Annotated in this window: 12 protein-coding genes; 8 read left to right on the top strand and 4 right to left on the bottom strand. The window is 70.7% G+C overall.

Annotation, left to right across the window (positions count from 1 at the left end):
- Positions 1-170: 170 nt before the first annotated feature.
- Genes BM252_RS03010 through BM252_RS03000 form a run of 3 tightly spaced genes read left to right on the top strand, consistent with a single transcriptional unit; the run spans position 171 to position 2,817 of the window.
- Positions 171-1,292 (top strand): hypothetical protein, encoded by a 1,122-nt coding sequence (locus BM252_RS03010; RefSeq protein WP_174900399.1) that lies wholly within the window; start codon positions 171-173, stop codon positions 1,290-1,292.
- Entirely contained in the window at positions 1,282-2,436 is a 1,155-nt protein-coding gene (locus BM252_RS03005) for a hypothetical protein (RefSeq protein WP_139236262.1), read from the top strand. The genes BM252_RS03010 and BM252_RS03005 overlap by 11 nt, the downstream gene beginning before the upstream one ends.
- Positions 2,437-2,490: 54 nt before the next feature.
- Entirely contained in the window at positions 2,491-2,817 is a 327-nt protein-coding gene (locus BM252_RS03000) for a hypothetical protein (RefSeq protein ID WP_139236260.1), read from the top strand.
- Positions 2,818-2,986: 169 nt separating this feature from the next.
- On the opposite strand, the gene BM252_RS02995 is transcribed toward BM252_RS03000, so the two are convergent.
- Positions 2,987-4,045, bottom strand: coding sequence for an acyltransferase family protein (locus tag BM252_RS02995; RefSeq protein ID WP_093383496.1), 1,059 nt, complete (start codon positions 4,043-4,045; stop codon positions 2,987-2,989).
- 820 nt (positions 4,046-4,865) lie between these two features.
- Here BM252_RS02995 and BM252_RS02990 point away from each other — a divergent pair.
- From BM252_RS02990 to prsR, 5 genes are all read left to right on the top strand, one after another.
- On the top strand, positions 4,866-6,155 hold the full coding sequence (locus tag BM252_RS02990) for a nucleotide sugar dehydrogenase (RefSeq protein ID WP_093383492.1): 1,290 nt from the start codon (positions 4,866-4,868) through the stop codon (positions 6,153-6,155).
- A 40-nt stretch (positions 6,156-6,195) separates the two neighbouring features.
- Positions 6,196-7,239, top strand: coding sequence for an SDR family oxidoreductase (locus BM252_RS02985; RefSeq protein ID WP_093383490.1), 1,044 nt, complete (start codon positions 6,196-6,198; stop codon positions 7,237-7,239).
- A 66-nt stretch (positions 7,240-7,305) separates the two neighbouring features.
- Positions 7,306-8,706, top strand: coding sequence for a TIGR03013 family XrtA/PEP-CTERM system glycosyltransferase (locus tag BM252_RS02980; RefSeq protein WP_093383487.1), 1,401 nt, complete (start codon positions 7,306-7,308; stop codon positions 8,704-8,706).
- A 2-nt stretch (positions 8,707-8,708) separates the two neighbouring features.
- Entirely contained in the window at positions 8,709-10,772 is a 2,064-nt protein-coding gene (gene prsK / locus BM252_RS02975) for an XrtA/PEP-CTERM system histidine kinase PrsK (RefSeq protein ID WP_093383485.1), read from the top strand.
- 17 nt (positions 10,773-10,789) lie between these two features.
- Positions 10,790-12,157, top strand: coding sequence for a PEP-CTERM-box response regulator transcription factor (gene prsR / locus BM252_RS02970; RefSeq protein WP_093383482.1), 1,368 nt, complete (start codon positions 10,790-10,792; stop codon positions 12,155-12,157).
- On the opposite strand, the gene BM252_RS02965 is transcribed toward prsR, so the two are convergent.
- Genes BM252_RS02965 through BM252_RS02955 form a run of 3 tightly spaced genes read right to left on the bottom strand, consistent with a single transcriptional unit; the run spans position 12,096 to position 16,647 of the window.
- Positions 12,096-14,633, bottom strand: coding sequence for a hypothetical protein (locus BM252_RS02965; RefSeq protein WP_139236258.1), 2,538 nt, complete (start codon positions 14,631-14,633; stop codon positions 12,096-12,098). The genes prsR and BM252_RS02965 overlap by 62 nt on opposite strands.
- Complete coding sequence (locus tag BM252_RS02960) at positions 14,612-15,307, bottom strand: tetratricopeptide repeat protein (RefSeq protein ID WP_093383477.1); 696 nt, start codon at positions 15,305-15,307, stop codon at positions 14,612-14,614. Before BM252_RS02960 ends, BM252_RS02965 begins: the two co-directional genes overlap by 22 nt.
- Positions 15,304-16,647 carry a glycosyltransferase gene (locus tag BM252_RS02955; RefSeq protein ID WP_217429867.1) on the bottom strand — a complete coding sequence of 448 codons (1,344 nt, stop codon included), beginning with the start codon at positions 16,645-16,647 and terminating at the stop codon, positions 15,304-15,306. Before BM252_RS02955 ends, BM252_RS02960 begins: the two co-directional genes overlap by 4 nt.
- Positions 16,648-16,658: the final 11 nt, after the last annotated feature.

Raw genomic sequence — 16,658 nt, 5'->3', positions numbered from 1 at the left:
GTTTGATGGTTTTTCCGGCCCGCTGGCGGCAAGCCAGGCCAGCGGGCCACGCCGAACACTTTTGACGCTCGTCAAAGCCTGTCCCCTCCAGCCTATTAACTTGAAAGCTCATTTGCCGCTCCGCGTTCGCGCCGGACGGCTGGGGTGTGCTTCAATTCAAGGGCGGGCATATGAAGCGGAACGGTCGTCGATCGCTGAAGCCGTGGCGCATGGCGTTGGTGGCCACATTGCTGGCGCCGCTGGCGCCTGGCGCCGCGTTCGCGCAGCAATCCGGCGATGTGGCGCGCGTGCCGCGGCCGCAGCAGGCACAGCCGGCGCAGCAAGTGCAGCAAGTGCAGCAAGTGCAGCAAGTGCAGCAGGCGCCGGCGCCTGCGCCGCCGCCGTCTTCGCGCGCCGAGCCGCAGCGGCCGGCGCCACCGCCATCCAGGCAACAAAGTGAGCACCTGCGCCAACGCGGCTCCAGCTCGGTTGCAAACGCCGCCATCCTGGTCGGCGTCGGCGCTGTCCTCGCCAACGTCTTTCCCGGTCCGCCCGAACAGCGGCAGGCGCCGGCCAACGACGACTATCTCGCGCTCAACGGGCCGCGCTTCGCCGTCACGCAGAAGGTCGGCAGCTTCGTCGTCGAGGGATACATCCGGGGCGGCTGGCCCTTCGTCGTCGACTTTCTACCGCAACCCGACAGCTGTACCAAGCTGGACGTCTACCTGGGCGGCAAGCAGGTGTTTTCACGGCTGCTCGACGCCGACGGCAGCGCCGGCCGGCGCCTGCTGAAGATCGAGCTGCCCGGCAACATCGCGCCGGCGGCGCGCCCGGCGCTGTACGTGCTGCGCTCCGCCCGCCCCGCCTGCGCCGAGCGCGGCGGCGGGGCGGACGAGGGTGGCGTCTCGGTCGAGGTGTACGGCATCGGCGCCGGGCCGCGCGCGGTCGGCTCGGTGGCGGTGGACCGGCTGGTGTTCGGCCCGCCGCAGCCCAAGCTGCCGCGCGAGCTGGTGCAGGTCGGCTACCGCATGCAATGGCCGTTCAACCACGTCGCCGTCGAGGTGCTGCGCTTCCGCCGCAGCGGCGCGGACGGCATCGAGGTCGAGCGGGTCGCCACGCTGGACGCGGAACACGGCCGGGGCTTGCCGGCCGGCGAGGTGGCCGGCCAGACCTGGGACGGCCGCAATGGCGCGGCGGCGCTGTCGCCGGGGCTGCACCGGTTGCAGGTACGGGCTTGGCTGGCCGGCGACGACCGCAGCTGGGTCGGCGCGATCTCCCCCGGCATTGTGCGGATCGCCGACCATGGCCAATAGGCGCAGGCGTCCGCCGCAGCCGAGCGGGCCGGAGGCGCCGGCGCCTCCGGCGGCCCCGCCCGCGCCGGCTTCGCTGAAGGAGAAGGTGGCCGCCTTGTCGGTGTTCCTGGCGGCGACGGGGGCCATCTATTACATCGTGCAGCTGCCGGTGGCCGACTTCGTCGATCCGGCCGACGCGGCGTTGCGGCTGAAGGCGGAGGGCGGCGAGACGCTGTTGTTGCGGCCGCCGCCGGCGTCCGGCGGCGCCGCCTCGACCTTGTTGACGGTGCTGGGCGAGGCCAACGAGGGCGTCGACGTGCACGTCGAGGACGGTGCGCTGGACGCGGCCACGGCGGCCGAGCTGGAGCAGACCTGGATGCTGGCGCTACCCGCCAAGCGCGGGCCGATCAATTGGACGACGGCGGCCAGGGGCAACGGCCGCAGCCGCATCGAGCTGGCGCTGCGGGCGCCGCCGCAGGGGACGGGCGCAACGGGCGGGCCGGAGGTCGAGTTCGAGCAGGCCGGCAGCGGCGGCGCCGCCGCGCTGCGCGTGCGGGTGCGCAACGCCGTCGCGGTGGCGCGGCTGAGCGTGCTGCTCGGCGACGCGGCTGAGGCCGGCGGCAAGCCGGCGGTGGCCGAGCGCAACGTCTTGCGGATCGGCAAGGCCGGCGCGCTGACGCTGCCGGGCGCCCTGCCGGTCGGGCTGGAGGTGGGCGAGGGGCGCGCCATCGTGCTGGTGTTCCCGGTCGGCGCGCCGGTCAGCCGCCTCTATCTGGGCGAGGGCGCCGAGGGGCCGGGCGCCGGCGCCGACACCGGCGTGGCCGTGCGCGACGTCGGACTGCGCCGGCGCGACGGCAGCTACAAGTGGTACGCCTGTTCGGCGAGCAAGGGCCGGCTGTTCCCGTGGCCGCGGGCGCCCGGCCCGGACGACTGCGCGGCCAGCCCGACGCTGCGCGCCCACCACCTGGCGCTGGCGCCGGAGCAGGTGGCGCTGCGCGTCGACGGCGCCGGTTTCGTAGTCAGCGACGGCGTCGCGCGCGGCGGCGACTGGCTGGCCCGGCTGGACCGCTACAAGCTGCCGGCGGCGCTGCTGGGCCTGTGCTATTCGGCACTGGCCAACTGGGTGTGGCAGGTGTGTTGGGTGCGCCGCCGGCGGCGCGCCTGAGCGGCCGGCGCGGGCGGCTCCACCGTCGCGGCCGGCATATTCTTGGAGGAAGTCATGCAACTACATTTGTTGTCACTGCGCTGTACGGCGCAGCGGCCCGACTGGGCGGCGCCGGCCGTGGCCGGCTTCGGCGCCGGCGGCGTGTTGATGTTGCTCGAGCTGTTCTGGTCGTCCGTGGTGTTGGGCGGCAACCCTTGGCCGGCCACCCGCATGGTGGCGGCCATCGCGATGGGCGAGGCGGTGTTGCGCGAGAGCGGCTTCAGCCTGGTCATCGCCCTGCTATTGCTCACGGTTGGCGCCGTAGCCCTCCACCTGCTCAGTCCCTGGTGGCTGACGCCGCTCGCCTCGAACTGGCGCCGCCTCACCAGGCGCTGCGGTTAGGAGTCTGTGTGGCAGAAGAAAATGAAACTGACGCGAAAAATCTCGACCTCTCGGATCGCGTCAGGATCAACGATCTCGTCCCTAGGAAGGGGGAAGGCACCCTTGAAGATACCGGAAATTCGTGTGAAATCGTTCTGCCGCGCACACTCCTAGCCTGCGGCCTGCGGCGCTACAGCGCCAGGCGGCGGAACGGCGTGTCGATCCAGTTGGTGTGCTGGCGCATGCGGCACAGGCTCCAGGTCAGCAGTAGGGTGCACAGCAGCAGGGTGGCCATGCGCATCTCCGGCGGCAGATACGGCAACCGGGCCAGCACCAGTCCCTCGGCCAGCGCGTGCAGGAAGAAGCGGTGCATGACGAAGGAGCCGAGGGCGAACTTGCCGATCAGCTCGACCGGGTCGGCCAGCCAGCGCAGGCGCGACAGTTTCAGGATGTGCGCCAGGAAGTACATCCAGGCGAACTTGCCGGCCGCGCCGAAGGTCGCCACGACCATCTCCGAGGCGAAGGAGGTCGGGTAGTAGGAGGTCAGGTAGATGCCGACCTGCAAGCCCATCAGCAGCAGGATCACCCTTTGCCACTGCCATTCGCTGTGGTTGCGCAGCATGCCCAGGGCGATGCCGATGCAGCCGTTGAGCACGAACGGCAGCACGGGAAAGCCGCCGAAGCCTTCGAGCAGGAAGAAGCGGGCGGCCCAGCTGGCCGCCAGCGGCGACTCGGCGACCTCGATGCTGAGCACGGCGACCAGGGCGCGCGCGCCGATCATGTAGAAAAGCAATTGCCAGCACGAGAAGCGGAAGCGGCGCTGCAGCTCGGGCGCGCACAGCAGCAGCAGGGCGGTGGGCAGCAACACGCCGGAGATGGTCCACGGCGTTTGCAGCGTCAGGAAGCCGAGCCACCAGGGCGCCGTGTGGACGGCGTCCATCCGTCCGGCGACGGCCTCGCGCAGGATGGCGAAGATGGCGTTGGAGACCAGCATGACGGCGAGGATCTGCTTGGCGCGGCGGTACAGCGCGCGGTCCCAGGCCGCGTTGGGGCTGCGCCGCGAAGTGATGAAGCCGACGCTGTAGCCCGACAGCACGACGAAGGTGACCGTGGCCCAGCCGGTCGGCAGCCACAGGTCGGACAGCAGCCAGCTGTCGGCGGGCAGATGGGACACCGAGGAGGCGTGGGTGTTGGCCATCAGGACGAACAGCATTCCCCGGCACAGGTCGATATTGGTCGATTTGTCCATTAGATAATCGTGTCGTCGCGCGCAATGTCCTGGTCGAAGCCGTTTGTCGCGTACGCGGTCGGGTTGAGTTTGCTGCCGTCCGCCATTCTGCCAGCGGACATCATTATCATAACTTTAATATTGTGTCTGAAGCGTATTATTTTCACAACACCACACCGTCCGGTCTGAGCATATTTACAACACGACGAGCCGCCATCGCTTCCTCAATGGGAGTTTGTGTTGTGACAATTCGTGTATTTTTTGACCACGAATAGGCGTTATATTTATAACATCCTGTCGCTTTGTAGGATCTGTCCGACAGCATGGTTCAGCCAAAGGATGATACGTTGAAGGCGATTGCCGATCTATCCATATTGTCTTGCGCGCTCCCGGTGTGTGCCGCCGCCTTGCCGTGCTCGGCAACAGCTTTTGCCTTGAGGTACGAGGCTGGGCGCGCGCCGGCGGCCGGTTCCGAGGTCGACTGGCGGCGCCGGCGGCGCCGGTCGGCGCTGCGTCGATGCGCTGAGGCGCGCCCCCCGGGCTGAGCCCGCACCCGGCAACTCCCCCATTTTTTAGGCGCGCGCGGTGCGCCGATGCCGCCTTTCCAGTCCGCGCCGCCGCGCGCCCGCCTGGCGCCGCGCGGGCGCGCCGGAGAGCCCCCTCGGCGGCGTCGCCAAGGCGTGCTCAGCGGCAAGAAGCTTGCCGACGTTTGTGTCTAAAACGTTGTTCTTAAGATATTTATATTGCCATATAACTTAAAAAATTTATAACTATCAGGCCGATATCGTGGTATAACTATAATTGTTTTTATGATAATTTAAATTTACTTCTTGGACATACGATGAAAAACACTGAAAGCGTTGCAGTCGTCGGCTTGGGCTATGTGGGCCTGCCATTGGCCGTCGAGTTTGGCAAGAAGCGGCCGACGGTCGGATTTGATTTGTCGCCCGCCAAGATCGCGCACTACCGCAATTTCATCGACCCCACCGGCGAGGTTTCCAGCGCCGATCTGCGCGCCGCCAGCCAGTTGACGGTGGGCACCGACCCGGCCGCGCTGGGCCAGGCCGACTACATCATCGTCGCCGTGCCGACCCCGGTCGACAGCGCCCACACGCCCGATTTCCACCCGCTGGTCTCGGCCAGCGAGGCGGTCGGCAAGCACATGAAGCGCGGCGCCATCGTCGTCTACGAGTCGACCGTCTACCCCGGCGTGACCGAGGACCTGTGCGTGCCGATCCTGGAGCGCTGTTCCGGCCTGACCTGGCGCCGCGACTTCCACGTCGGCTTCTCGCCCGAGCGCATCAACCCGGGCGACAAGACGCACACCCTGACCACCATCCTGAAGGTGGTGTCGGGCGACGACGCGGCCACGCTGGAGGCGGTCGCCGCGCTGTACGAGTCGGTGGTGACGGCCGGCGTCTACCGCGCCAAGAGCATCAAGGTGGCCGAGGCGGCCAAGGTGATCGAGAACACCCAGCGCGACCTGAACATCGCCCTGATGAACGAGCTGGCGCTGATCTTCGACCGGGTCGGCATCGACACCCTCGACGTGCTGCAGACCGCCGGCACCAAGTGGAACTTCCTGCCGTTCCGCCCGGGCCTGGTGGGCGGCCACTGCATCGGCGTCGACCCCTACTACCTGACCTACAAGGCCGACATGCTGGGCTACCACCCGCAGGTGATCCTGGCCGGGCGCCGCATCAACGACGGCATGGCCAAGTTCGTCGCCGAGAAGACCGTCAAGTCGATGATCGCGGCCGGCTTCAACGTCAAGGGCGCGCGCGTCAACGTGATCGGCCTGACCTTCAAGGAGGACTGCCCGGACCTGCGCAACTCCAAGGTGGCCGACGTGGTCAGCGAGCTGCGCTCCTACGGCGTGCAGGTGCACGTGCACGACCCGGTGGCCGACCCGGTGGCGGCGGCCAAGGAGTACGACATCGACCTGGAGAGCTGGGCCGGCCTGCCGCGCGCCGACGCCATCGTCGCCGCCGTGTCGCACCGCGCGCTGCTCGAACTGAGCACCGACGACTTCCTGTCCAAGCTGAACAAGGGCGGCTGCTTCATCGACGTCAAGTCGCAGTTCGACCTGGAGCCGCTGCGCGCGGCCGGCTGCACCGTCTGGCGCCTGTGAGCCGGCCGCCACTCCACCACGATTTCAAGGAACCGCCTCGATGAGCCAATTCGAATCCGTCCAGCAGCAACTGCGCGGCCACAAGTACCACTGGTTGGTGACCGGCGCGGCCGGCTTCATCGGCTCCAACCTGCTCGAGCAGCTGCTGCTGTTGGGGCAGCGCGTCACCGGGTTGGACAACTTCGCCACCGGCTTCGCCGACAACCTCGAGCTGGTGCGCGAGCGGGTCGGCGCGCAGGCCTGGGCCAACTTCCGCTTCATCGAGGGCGACATCCGCCTGGCGGCCGACTGCGCCCGCGCCTGCCAGGGCGTCGACTACGTGCTGCACGAGGCGGCGCTGGGCTCGGTGTCGCGCTCGATCGAGGACCCGATCGCCACCCACGAGACCAACGTCACCGGCTTCCTGCACATGTTGGTGGCGGCGCGCGACGCCAAGGTCAAGCGCTTCGTCTACGCCGCCTCCAGCTCGACCTACGGCGACCATCCGGCCCTGCCCAAGGTCGAGCCGCAGATCGGCCATCCGCTGTCGCCCTACGCCGTGACCAAGTACGCCGACGAGCTGTACGCCGAGGTGTTCGCCCGCTGCTACGGCGTCGAGAGCATCGGCCTGCGCTACTTCAACGTGTTCGGCCCGCGGCAGGACCCGAAGGGCGCCTACGCGGCGGTGATCCCGCAGTGGGTCGCCGCGCTGATCAACGACGACACCGTGCACATCAACGGCGACGGCGAGAGCAGCCGCGACTTCTGCTACATCGACAACGTGGTGCAGGCCAACCTGCTGGCCGCGCTGAGCGGCAACGCCGAGGCGGTCAACCAGGTCTACAACGTCGCCCTCAACGAGCGCACCACGCTCAACGAGCTGCACCAGATGATGTGCCGGCTGCTGGCCGAGCGCTTCCCGCATGTGCACGAGCACCGGCCGCAGCACCGCGCGTTCCGCGCCGGCGACGTGCGCCACTCGCAGGCCGACATCTCGAAGGCGCGCACGCTGCTCGGCTACGCGCCGACGCACCGCCTGTCCGAGGGGCTGCGCGAGGCGATGGATTGGTATGTGCGGCGGCTGGCGCCGGCGCACTCAAGGTGACGCCGGGCATGCCACGGCGTCGTACAAGCGCAGTTTGACTGCCGCCCACCAGGCGGGGAGAAGAAGATGTACCGAATATTCAACCATTACGTATCGAAGGCGGTCTCCGGTCTGCTGGTGCTGGAGCTGCTGATCCTGGTCGGGTCCTTCTACGCCGGCGCCGGGCTGCGCTTCTTCCACGACAGCCCGCTGGTCCTGCCCAAGCTGGAGCACGCCTTCCTGTCGGCCTGCGTGTTCGCCGTCGCCATGGTGTTCAGCATGGGCACGCTGGGCATGTACCACCTGGACTTCCGCGCCGGCCTGCTCAAACCGCTGCTGCTGCAACTGGCGCCGGCCTTCGTCATGGGCTTTTGCATCCTCACGCTGGTGCTCGACACCGTGCCCGGCCTGTACATCGACCGCGGCACGTTGATGATGGTGCTGCTGGTGGCGGCCGGCGGCATCGCCCTGGTGCGCGTGGTGTTCCTCAAGACGTCCGACTCGGCCTTCCTCAAGTCGCGCATCCTGATCCTCGGCAGCGGCCAGCTGGCCAACGAGATCGGCGAGCTGGCGCTGCGCCAAAGCTACCGCAAATACCACATCATCGGCTTCATCCCGGTGCCGGCCGAGCCGTCCTGCGTGGCGCCGCAGCAGCTGCTCCAGCTCGACGCGGCGACCTCGCTGCTGTCGTTGGCGCGCCAGCACGGCGCCGACGAGATCGTCGTCTCGGTGAAGAACCGGCGCGGCGGCCCGTTCCCCACCGACGAGCTGCTCAACTGCAAGATGTCGGGCATCCGCATCATCGACGCCGACTCCTTCTTCGAGCGCGAGACCTGCCAGATCCGCGTCGAGTCGATGCAGCCGAGCTGGCTGGTGTACGGCGGCGGCTTCGACCAGACCACCCTGCGCACCTTCATGAAGCGCAGCTTCGACGTGGCCGTCAGCCTGTGCCTGCTGCTGCTGACCCTGCCGGTGATGCTGCTGACGGCGCTGTGCATCTACGCCGAGGACCGCCAGCCGGTGTTCTACCGGCAGGAGCGCATCGGCAAGGACTGCAAGGCCTTCCACGTCTGGAAGTTCCGCAGCATGGGCTTCAACGCCGAACGCGACGGCAAGCCGCAGTGGGCCGCCAAGAACGACCCAAGGGTGACCCGGGTCGGCCAGTTCATCCGCCGCGCGCGGATCGACGAGCTGCCGCAGATCTGGAACGTGTTCAAGGGCGAGATGAGCTTCGTCGGGCCGCGTCCGGAGCGCCAGCACTTCGTCCGCCTGCTGGCCGAGGGGGTGCCCTACTACAACGTGCGGCACTGCCTCAAGCCCGGCATCACCGGCTGGGCCCAGGTCCACTACGGCTACGGCGACTCGGTCGAGGACGCGGTGCAGAAGCTGCGCTACGACCTGTACTACGTGAAGAACAACAGCCTGCTGCTCGACATCCTGATCCTGATCGACACGGTCAAGGTGGTGCTGCTGGGCGCCGGGCGCTAGGCATGGCGGCCGAGGTCGCGCAGTTCAGCTACGCCATCGCCGGCGCCGCCTTCCTGCTGCTGGGGCTGGCGCTGGCGCTGCTGTGGCGCGGCCACCCGCACGGCCGGCCGCTGTCGGCGGCCAGCGCGCTGATGCTGGCCTGGAGCGCGGCGCTGGCCTGGCAGGAGCGCGCCGGCGGCGTGCCGGCGGCCCTGCTCGAGGCGCTCGAGCTGGCCCGCAACGCCGGCTGGAGCCTGCTGTTGCTGGCGCTGGCCGGCCAGCTGGCGCGCCGCCCCGGCCAGCCGTGGTGGCGCGGCGGCGGCGCCGCGCTGGCGCTGGCCTACGCGGCGGCGGCGGCGCTGACCCTGCTGCCGCTGTGCTGGGGCGCCGCGCTGGCCTTCCTGCCCGCCGTGATGCTGCGCCTGGCCATGGCCATGTTGGGCATGCTGCTGGTCGAGCAGCTCTACCGCAGCACACCGGCGCAACAACGCTGGGCCATCAAGTACGCCTGCCTGGGCATAGGCGCGATGTTCGTCTACGACTTCTACCTGTACAGCGACACCTTGCTGTTCCGCGCCGTCAACCCGGAGCTGTGGAGCGCGCGCGGCGTGGTCTACGCGCTCAGCGCGCCGCTGCTGGCGGTGGCGGTGGCGCGCAGCGCCGCCTCGGCGCCGCAGCTGGCGCTGTCGCGGCTGGCGCTGCTGCACTCGGCCACCTTGCTCGGCTCGGCCTGCTATCTGCTGGCGATGGGCGCGGCCGCCTATTACCTGCGCTACGTCGGCGGCAGCTGGGGCGCGATGATGCAGCTGGCCTTCCTGTTCGGCGCCGTGCTGCTGTTGGCCGGCATCCTGTTCTCGGGGCGCTTCCGCGCCGGCCTGAAGGTGCTGATCAACAAACACTTCTACCGCTACCACTACGACTACCGCGAGGAATGGCTGGCGCTGACGCGCGCGCTGTCCGAGCCGGGGCCGGACCTGGGCAGCCGCAGCATCGAGGCGGTGGCGGCGCTGGTGGGCAGCCCGGCCGGTGCGCTGTGGCTGCGCCGCGACAACGGCCGCTGCGAACCGGCGGCGCACTGGCACATGCCGCTGCCGGCCGACGACGAGGCGGCCGACTCGCCGTTCTGCCGCCTGCTGGGCGACAAGCAGTGGCTGGTCGAGGTGGCCGGCCACGCCGCCGGCGCCGAGGGCGCGGTGGCGCTGCCGGCCTGGCTGCCGGCCGTGCCGCGCGCCTGGCTGGTGCTGCCGCTGATCCTGCACGGCCAGTTGTCCGGCTTCGTGCTGCTGCTGCAGCCGCCGCAGCCGGTCAAGCTGAACTGGGAAACCATCGACCTGCTGAGGATCGCCGGCAGCCAGGTGGCCAGCTACCTGGCGCAGCGCGAGGCGGCCACCGCGCTGAGCATGGCGCGCCAGTTCGACTCCTTCAACCGGCTGTCGACCTTCGTCGTGCACGACCTGAAGAACCTGGTGTCGCAGCTGTCGCTGCTGATGCAGAACGCCGAGCGCCACCGCGACAATCCGGAGTTCCAGCAGGACATGCGCGAGACCGTCGACTTCGCCGTGCAGAAGATGAAGCGGCTGCTGCAAAAGCTCAGCCGGGGCGACACGCCCGAGCGCGCCGTGCCGCTGGCGCTGGCCAAGCTGCTGCGCCAGGCGGTCGAGCTGAAGGCCGCCTTCGAGCCGCGCCCGACGCTGCTGATCGCCGACGCCGACGCCGCCACGCAGGTGCTGGCCGACCCGGAGCGGCTGGCGCGCGTGCTCGGCCACCTGATCCAGAACGCCATCGAGGCGACGCCGCGCGGCGGCGCCGTCAGCGTGCGTCTGGCCCGCGTCGACGGCGTGGCGCGCATCGAGGTCAGCGACACCGGCAGCGGCATGAGCGCCGACTTCATCCGCGAGCGCCTGTTCAAGCCCTTCGACTCGACCAAGTCGGCCGGCATGGGCATCGGCGCCTTCGAGAGCAAGGAATACATCGCGCAGCTGGGCGGCCGCATGGAGGTCGCCAGCGTGCCCGGCCAGGGCAGCAGCTTCGTGCTGCGCCTGCCGCTATACCGCAGCCAGCGGTCCGCCGTCGAGCAGGCCGCGTAGAACAGATAGGGAACAGGGTGAAGACGAACAAACCGATATTGCTGGTGGTCGAGGACGACCCCGGCCTGCAAAAACAGCTGCGCTGGAGCTTCGACGCCTACCAGGTGGTGGTGGCGGGCGACCGCGAGGGCGCCATCGCCCAGCTGCGCCGCCACGAGCCGGCGGTGGTGCTGATGGACCTGGGCCTGCCGCCCGACCCGGAGGGCGCCACCGAGGGCCTGGCCACCTTGGGCGAGATCCTGGCGCTGGCGCCGGCCAGCAAGGTCATCGTCCTGACCGGCAACCAGGACCCGGCCCACGCCCTCAAGGCGGTGGCGCAGGGCGCCTACGACTTCCACCAGAAGCCGGCCGACGCGCAGATGCTCGGCCTGGTGCTGCAGCGCGCCTTCTACCTGCACGAGCTGCAGGCCGAGAACCTGCGGCTGAGCCAGAGCCGGGCGGCCGAGCAGCCGCTGGCCGGTGTCATCAGCCGCGACCCCGGCATGCTCAAGCTGTGCCGCAGCATCGAGAAGGTGGCGCCCAGCTCGGCCTCGGTGATGCTGCTCGGCGAGAGCGGCACCGGCAAGGAGGTGCTGGCGCGCGCGCTGCACCAGATGAGCGCGCGCCAGCAGGGCCGCTTCGTCGCCATCAACTGCGCGGCGATCCCGGAGAACCTGCTCGAGAGCGAGTTGTTCGGCTACGAGCGCGGCGCCTTCACCGGCGCCGTCAAGCAGACCAAGGGCAAGGTCGAGCTGGCGCACGGCGGCACCTTCTTCCTCGACGAGGTGGGCGACCTGCCGATGGCGCTGCAGGCCAAGTTGCTGCGCTTCCTGCAGGAGCGGGTGATCGAGCGGGTCGGCGGGCGCGAGGAGATCGCCGTCGACGTGCGGGTGGTCTGCGCCACCCACCAGAATCTGCAGGAGCTCAGCGCCGCCGGGCGCTTCCGCGAGGACTTGTACTACCGCCTGTCGGAAATCGTCATCGCCATTCCGCCGCTGCGCCAGCGCGTCGGCGACGCGGTGCTGCTGGCACAGCACTTCAAGACCCTGTTCTGCGCCCGCGAGCAGCGCCCCGGCCTGGCCTTCGGCGACGACGCGCTCAGCGCCATCGCCGCGCACCGCTGGCCGGGCAACGTGCGCGAGATGGAGAACTGCATCCGCCGCGCCGTCATCATGGCCGACGGCGCGATGATCGCCGCCGCCGACCTGGGCCTGGCCGGCGTGCTGCCGCCGGCCGAGCCGCTCAACCTGCGCCAGGTGCGCGACCAGGCCGAGTACGGCGCCGTGCTGAACGCCTTGAACCGCTCGGAGAGCAACATCATGAAGGCCTCCGAGCTGCTCGGCGTCACCCGTCCGACCTTGTACGACCTGATGGCGCGGCTGTCGATCCGGAGCGGCGCCGACTGAGGCGCGGCGTTCCCTGGCGCGGCGGGCGCAGCGTGGCGGCCAGCAGGATCAGGCCGAGCAGCAGGGTCAGGCGCGGCACGTCGACGATGCTGTCGAACAGGCCGACCGCCATGGCGCCGGCCAGCGCCGCCAGATAGACGCCGGCCGAGGCTGCATCGGCCTTATCGTCGCCGGCCAGGCCGCGCCTGAGCAGGTCGGCGGCCACGGCCAGCAGCAGCAGGGCCATCGCGGCCAGGCCGCACCATCCCGTTTCGAACACCTGGTTGACGACGAAATTTTTGACGTGCCAGGGGAAGTGGTTGTGGTCGCTGCTGAAGAACCAGCGGTCGTTGCCATGGGCGAAGGCGCCGTTGGCCAGCGCCTCGGCGCCGTCGTCGGCCGCCGCCAGGCTCAGGTTGGCGACGTCGAGCACGGCGTTGCCGCCGTCGATGGACAGCTCGAACTGGGTCGGCGCGCGCAGCGGCCAGCGCCGCTCGGGCGGATCGAAGTTCAGGCCGACCTGGTAGTGCTGCCACTTGCCGTCGGCCGGGCGCAGGCGCAGCGGCGCCACCGCGCAGTTGACCGGATACAGCAGCCAGCGCTGGCACACCGCCAGCGTCATGCCGGTGGCGTTGTCGCGCCGGCGCACGTCGAGCGACAGCAGGTAGGGCTGGCCGTGGCGCAGCGCGACGTGCTGCAGCATGCGCAACTCCTCGCCGTGGCCACCCTGGTAGCGCGACACCGACAGCTGCAGGAAGGCGCGGCCGGCCTCCTCGGCGAAGCGGAAGGTGGGCGGCCGCTCGCCGTGCTTGGTGTTCCACAGGTAGGTGGCCGGGTAGCGCCCCAGGCCCATGCCCAGCGCCTGCGTGAGCGGGTCGGGCTCCATCATTTGCAGCGCCTCGTCCCAGTGGCCCAGGCGCACCGCCAGGTCGCCGGAGGCGGTCGAGAAGCGGCTGCCCAGGTAGTAGCTGCCGGCCAGCGGGATGGCGATGGCCATGGCGATGGCGCAGCACAGGCCGGCGGCGATGCTGCGCCGGTTCAGCGTCCACAGGGCGGCGCCACGGCGCCAGCGCAGCGCCGCCAGCGCGGCGGCCAGCGCGACCACGGCCAGCGCGGCGGGGCGCGCCGCCGCGCCGCCCCAGTGCTCGGCCACCAGCACGGTGCTCAGCGCCAGGCCGGGCAGGGCCAGCGCGGCCAGCGACAGGTCGCCGCCGCCACGGCGCAGCGACAGAGGCAGGGCCAGCGCGAACACGCCGGCCGACAATGCATAGGCCAGGTAGGCGCCCTTGTCGGTGCCGGGCGGGGCGTCACGCCGCAGGTAGAGGTAGCAGGCCAGGTCGAGCAGCAGCAGCGCCAGCGCGCCGGCCGCCAGCCAGGCGCGCGGCCAGCGGCCCCGGCCGCCGGCCGCCAGCAGCGCGGCGGCGCCCAGCAGGCCGAGGGCGGCGCCCAGGCCACGGTAGCCGCTGCTGCCGAACACCGCCTGCAACAGCAGCGCGGCCAGCGCCACCAGGGCCAGCGTCCAGCCGGTCTGGCGGGCGTCGAGCTCGCCCTGGCGGCGCCAGCGCTGCAGGGCCAGCAGGCCGATGATGGCGGCCGAGCAGGCGTAGGCCAGGTAGACGTCGCGCGAGAAGGTGGCCAGGCCGGCGTACACGCCAAGGCCGAGCAGCAGCAGGGCGGCGGCCAGGCGGCGGCGGGCGTGGCGGTCGAGCAGCCAGCAGGCGACGAAGGGCAGGGCCATGGCCAGATAGGCGTCGAGCGCGGCGCCGCCGGTGTGCATGGCGGAGAACGGCGCGGTGGGGCGGTAGTCGCTGGAGAAGTTGAGCAGGCCGGGGAAGACGGCGCGCTCCCAGGCCACCGCCAGGCTGGCGCCGGCCAGGCCGAGCAGCATGCCCGGCACGAAGTAGCGCGCCAGGTTGTCGCGGCCGGCGTCGCGCCGCAGCAGCGGGTACAGCAGCAGCAGCCAGGCGAAGCCCTTGGCCACGCGCAGGCTGTTGTAGGGGCTCAGGTAGTTGGCGAAGGAGTTGGCGTCGAGCGGCGGCAGCGGCTGCACGCCGGTCCAGGCGGCGACGGCGACGCTGGCGCCGACCAGCAGTACGCCCAGGCGCACCGCGCCGGGCAGGCGCAGCGGCAGCGCCGGCGCGGACACGGGCGCGCGCGCGGGCTGGCCCGGGGCGCCGGCAAGCGCCGGCCTGGCCGGGGCGCCGGCCGGCGCGCGCCAGTAGCCGACCACCACGGTGGTCAGCAGCAGCAGGTCGAGCTCCTCGAGGAAGTACCAGCCGGTGTAGGGCGCCAGGTCGAACACCGGCAGCAGGGCCGGCACCACCAGCAGCCACGAGGCCGGCCGCCAGCACAGCAGGGCGGCGTAGGCGGCCAGGCCGGCGGCCAGCGCCGGCACGTAGGCCGGATACACCGAAAGCGACCACAGCAGTGCCGCCAGCAGCGCCAACGCCAGCGCGCGGCGCGCGGCCAGGCCCATCATTGCTGCGGGTCGGACCATTGGCCGGCGGCTTTCAGCTTGTTGCGCAGATCGGCGGCGGCGGCGCCCAGCTCATAGGCGCGGCGGGCGTACAGCAAGGCGTTCGGGTAGTCCTTGCGGCGCAGGTAGGCCAGGCCCATGTTGTACTGGATGGCGCTGTTGTCCGGCGCCAGCGCGACGGCCTGGACCAGCATGGCGAAGGCGTCGTCGCCGCGGCCGCGGCGGTGGTAGAAGTTGGCGTAGGCGGCGCGCACGCTGCCGTCGTCAGGCGCGAAGCGGATGGCGCGGTCGAAGTAGCACTCGGTCGGATATTTGGCGCCCGGCAGTTGCACCGTCTTCTGCCGCCAGCTGATCGCGTCGATCGCCTCCAGCGCGAGGATGTGGTTGGGGAAGACGTGCAGGGCGTAGCTGATGTCGGCGCCGATGGTGCTGGTGTTGCCGCGCACGCCCTGTGCCACCTCTTCGGTGAAGTGGGCCTGGTCGACCATCGCCAGGGTGTTGGCGAACTCCGCCTTGCGGTAGTCGAAGGGGCCGAGCGAGGCCGTCAGCTCGCCGCAGAATTTTTTGGCGGCGAACACCGGCGCGGCCGGCAGCAGCAGGCTGGCGGCCAGCAGCAGGCCGCCGGCCAGGCGTCCGGCCGGGCGGCGCCGGCTGCCGCGTGTGCCGTGGGTGCGCGGCGGCAGGGCGGCGGTCATGGCGCGCCCTCCTTGCTGCCGGCGCGCGGCAGCGCGCGGCCGGCCGCCTGCGCGCGCAGCGCCACGCGGTCGAGCAGCTCGCCCAGCTGGGCGCTGCGCGCCGCGCGCGAACTGGCGGCGACGGCGGCGGCGCTGGCCAGCGGCGCCTGGCCGGCTTCGGCCAGGGTGAGGAAGCGGAGTAGCTGGTGCATGATGTCTTCGCGGGAGTCGAGTTGGGCGACGGTGTCGATGCCGGCCTTGCGCAGGGCGGCGGCGGTGTCGCCGGCGGCGTCGGTCAGCGCCAGGATGGGGCGGCCGGCGCGGAAGTATTCGTACAGCTTGGCCGGGATCTGGTGGTTGCAGTTGGCCGCCTGCAGCACCAGCAGGCCGCCGGCGCCCAACATCTCGCCGAGCGCGGCGCGGTAGGCGATGTGCGGCGCCAGGCTGACCATCTGCTCGATGCCGTATTCGCGCAGCAGCGGGCGCAGGTAGTCGTCGTGGCCGGTGGCGCGCAGCACCACCCGCAGGCGCTGCGGCGAGATGTGGCCGGCGCGCTGCAGCTCGGCCAGCGCGGCGAACAGTGGCCGGGGATCGCGTTCCGACGGGTAGATCACGCCGCTGTGCACCAGCGTCAGCGGCGCCGGGGGCGGCGTCGGCGCCGGCGCGGCGCTGGTGTCGGCGTAGTCGGCGGCGTTGGCCGCCGCGCCCGTGCGGCCGGCCGGCGCGGCGTCGCCGGCCTGGGCGAAGTTGGCTTCGTCGTAGCCGTTCTCGATCAGCGCGTAGCGCTCGGCCGGGATGTCGGGGAAGCGCGCGCGGTAGGTCTGGATCGCGCCCGGCGTGGTGCACACGGCGACGCTGCAGCGGGCGATGGTCTGCCGCTCGATCCAGCGGTAGACGCGCCGCGTCAGCGGATGCGCCGGGTAGTCGTGGTCGGTCATCGGGTCGCGCAGGTCGGCCACCCAGGGCAGCCCGGTCAGGCGGTGCAGCGCCAGGCCGATCAGGTGGGCGGTGGCGATCGGATAGGTCGACCAGATCAGCGCCGGGCGGTGGCGGCGGACCAGGCCGAGGCCGGCCGGCACGGCGCCGAGCAGCCAGGTGACCCAGCGGTCGGGCAGGGCCAGCAGCAACGGGTAGCGGCCGCCGAGGGCCAGGTGGCGCGAGGTGTCGAGGGCGAAGGCGCGCCGCACCACCATGCCGGCCGGGATCTCGGCGAGCTGGTCGGCGCCGCTGTTGGCATAGGCGCGCGGCTGGGCCGACAGCAGCAGCGGCTGCCAGCCGTGCTGCGGCAGGTGCTGGCTGAAGGTCAGCGTGCGCTGGATGCCGCTGCTGCCGCGCATCGGCGGATAGTGGAAGGCGATCATCAGCACGCTCC

Origin of the sequence: Rugamonas rubra, assembly GCF_900114705.1 — a bacterium.
Lineage (GTDB): Bacteria > Pseudomonadota > Gammaproteobacteria > Burkholderiales > Burkholderiaceae_D > Rugamonas > Rugamonas rubra.
The sequence above is the reverse complement of the archived record's forward strand: the minus strand, read 5'-3'. Positions and strand labels throughout refer to the sequence as shown.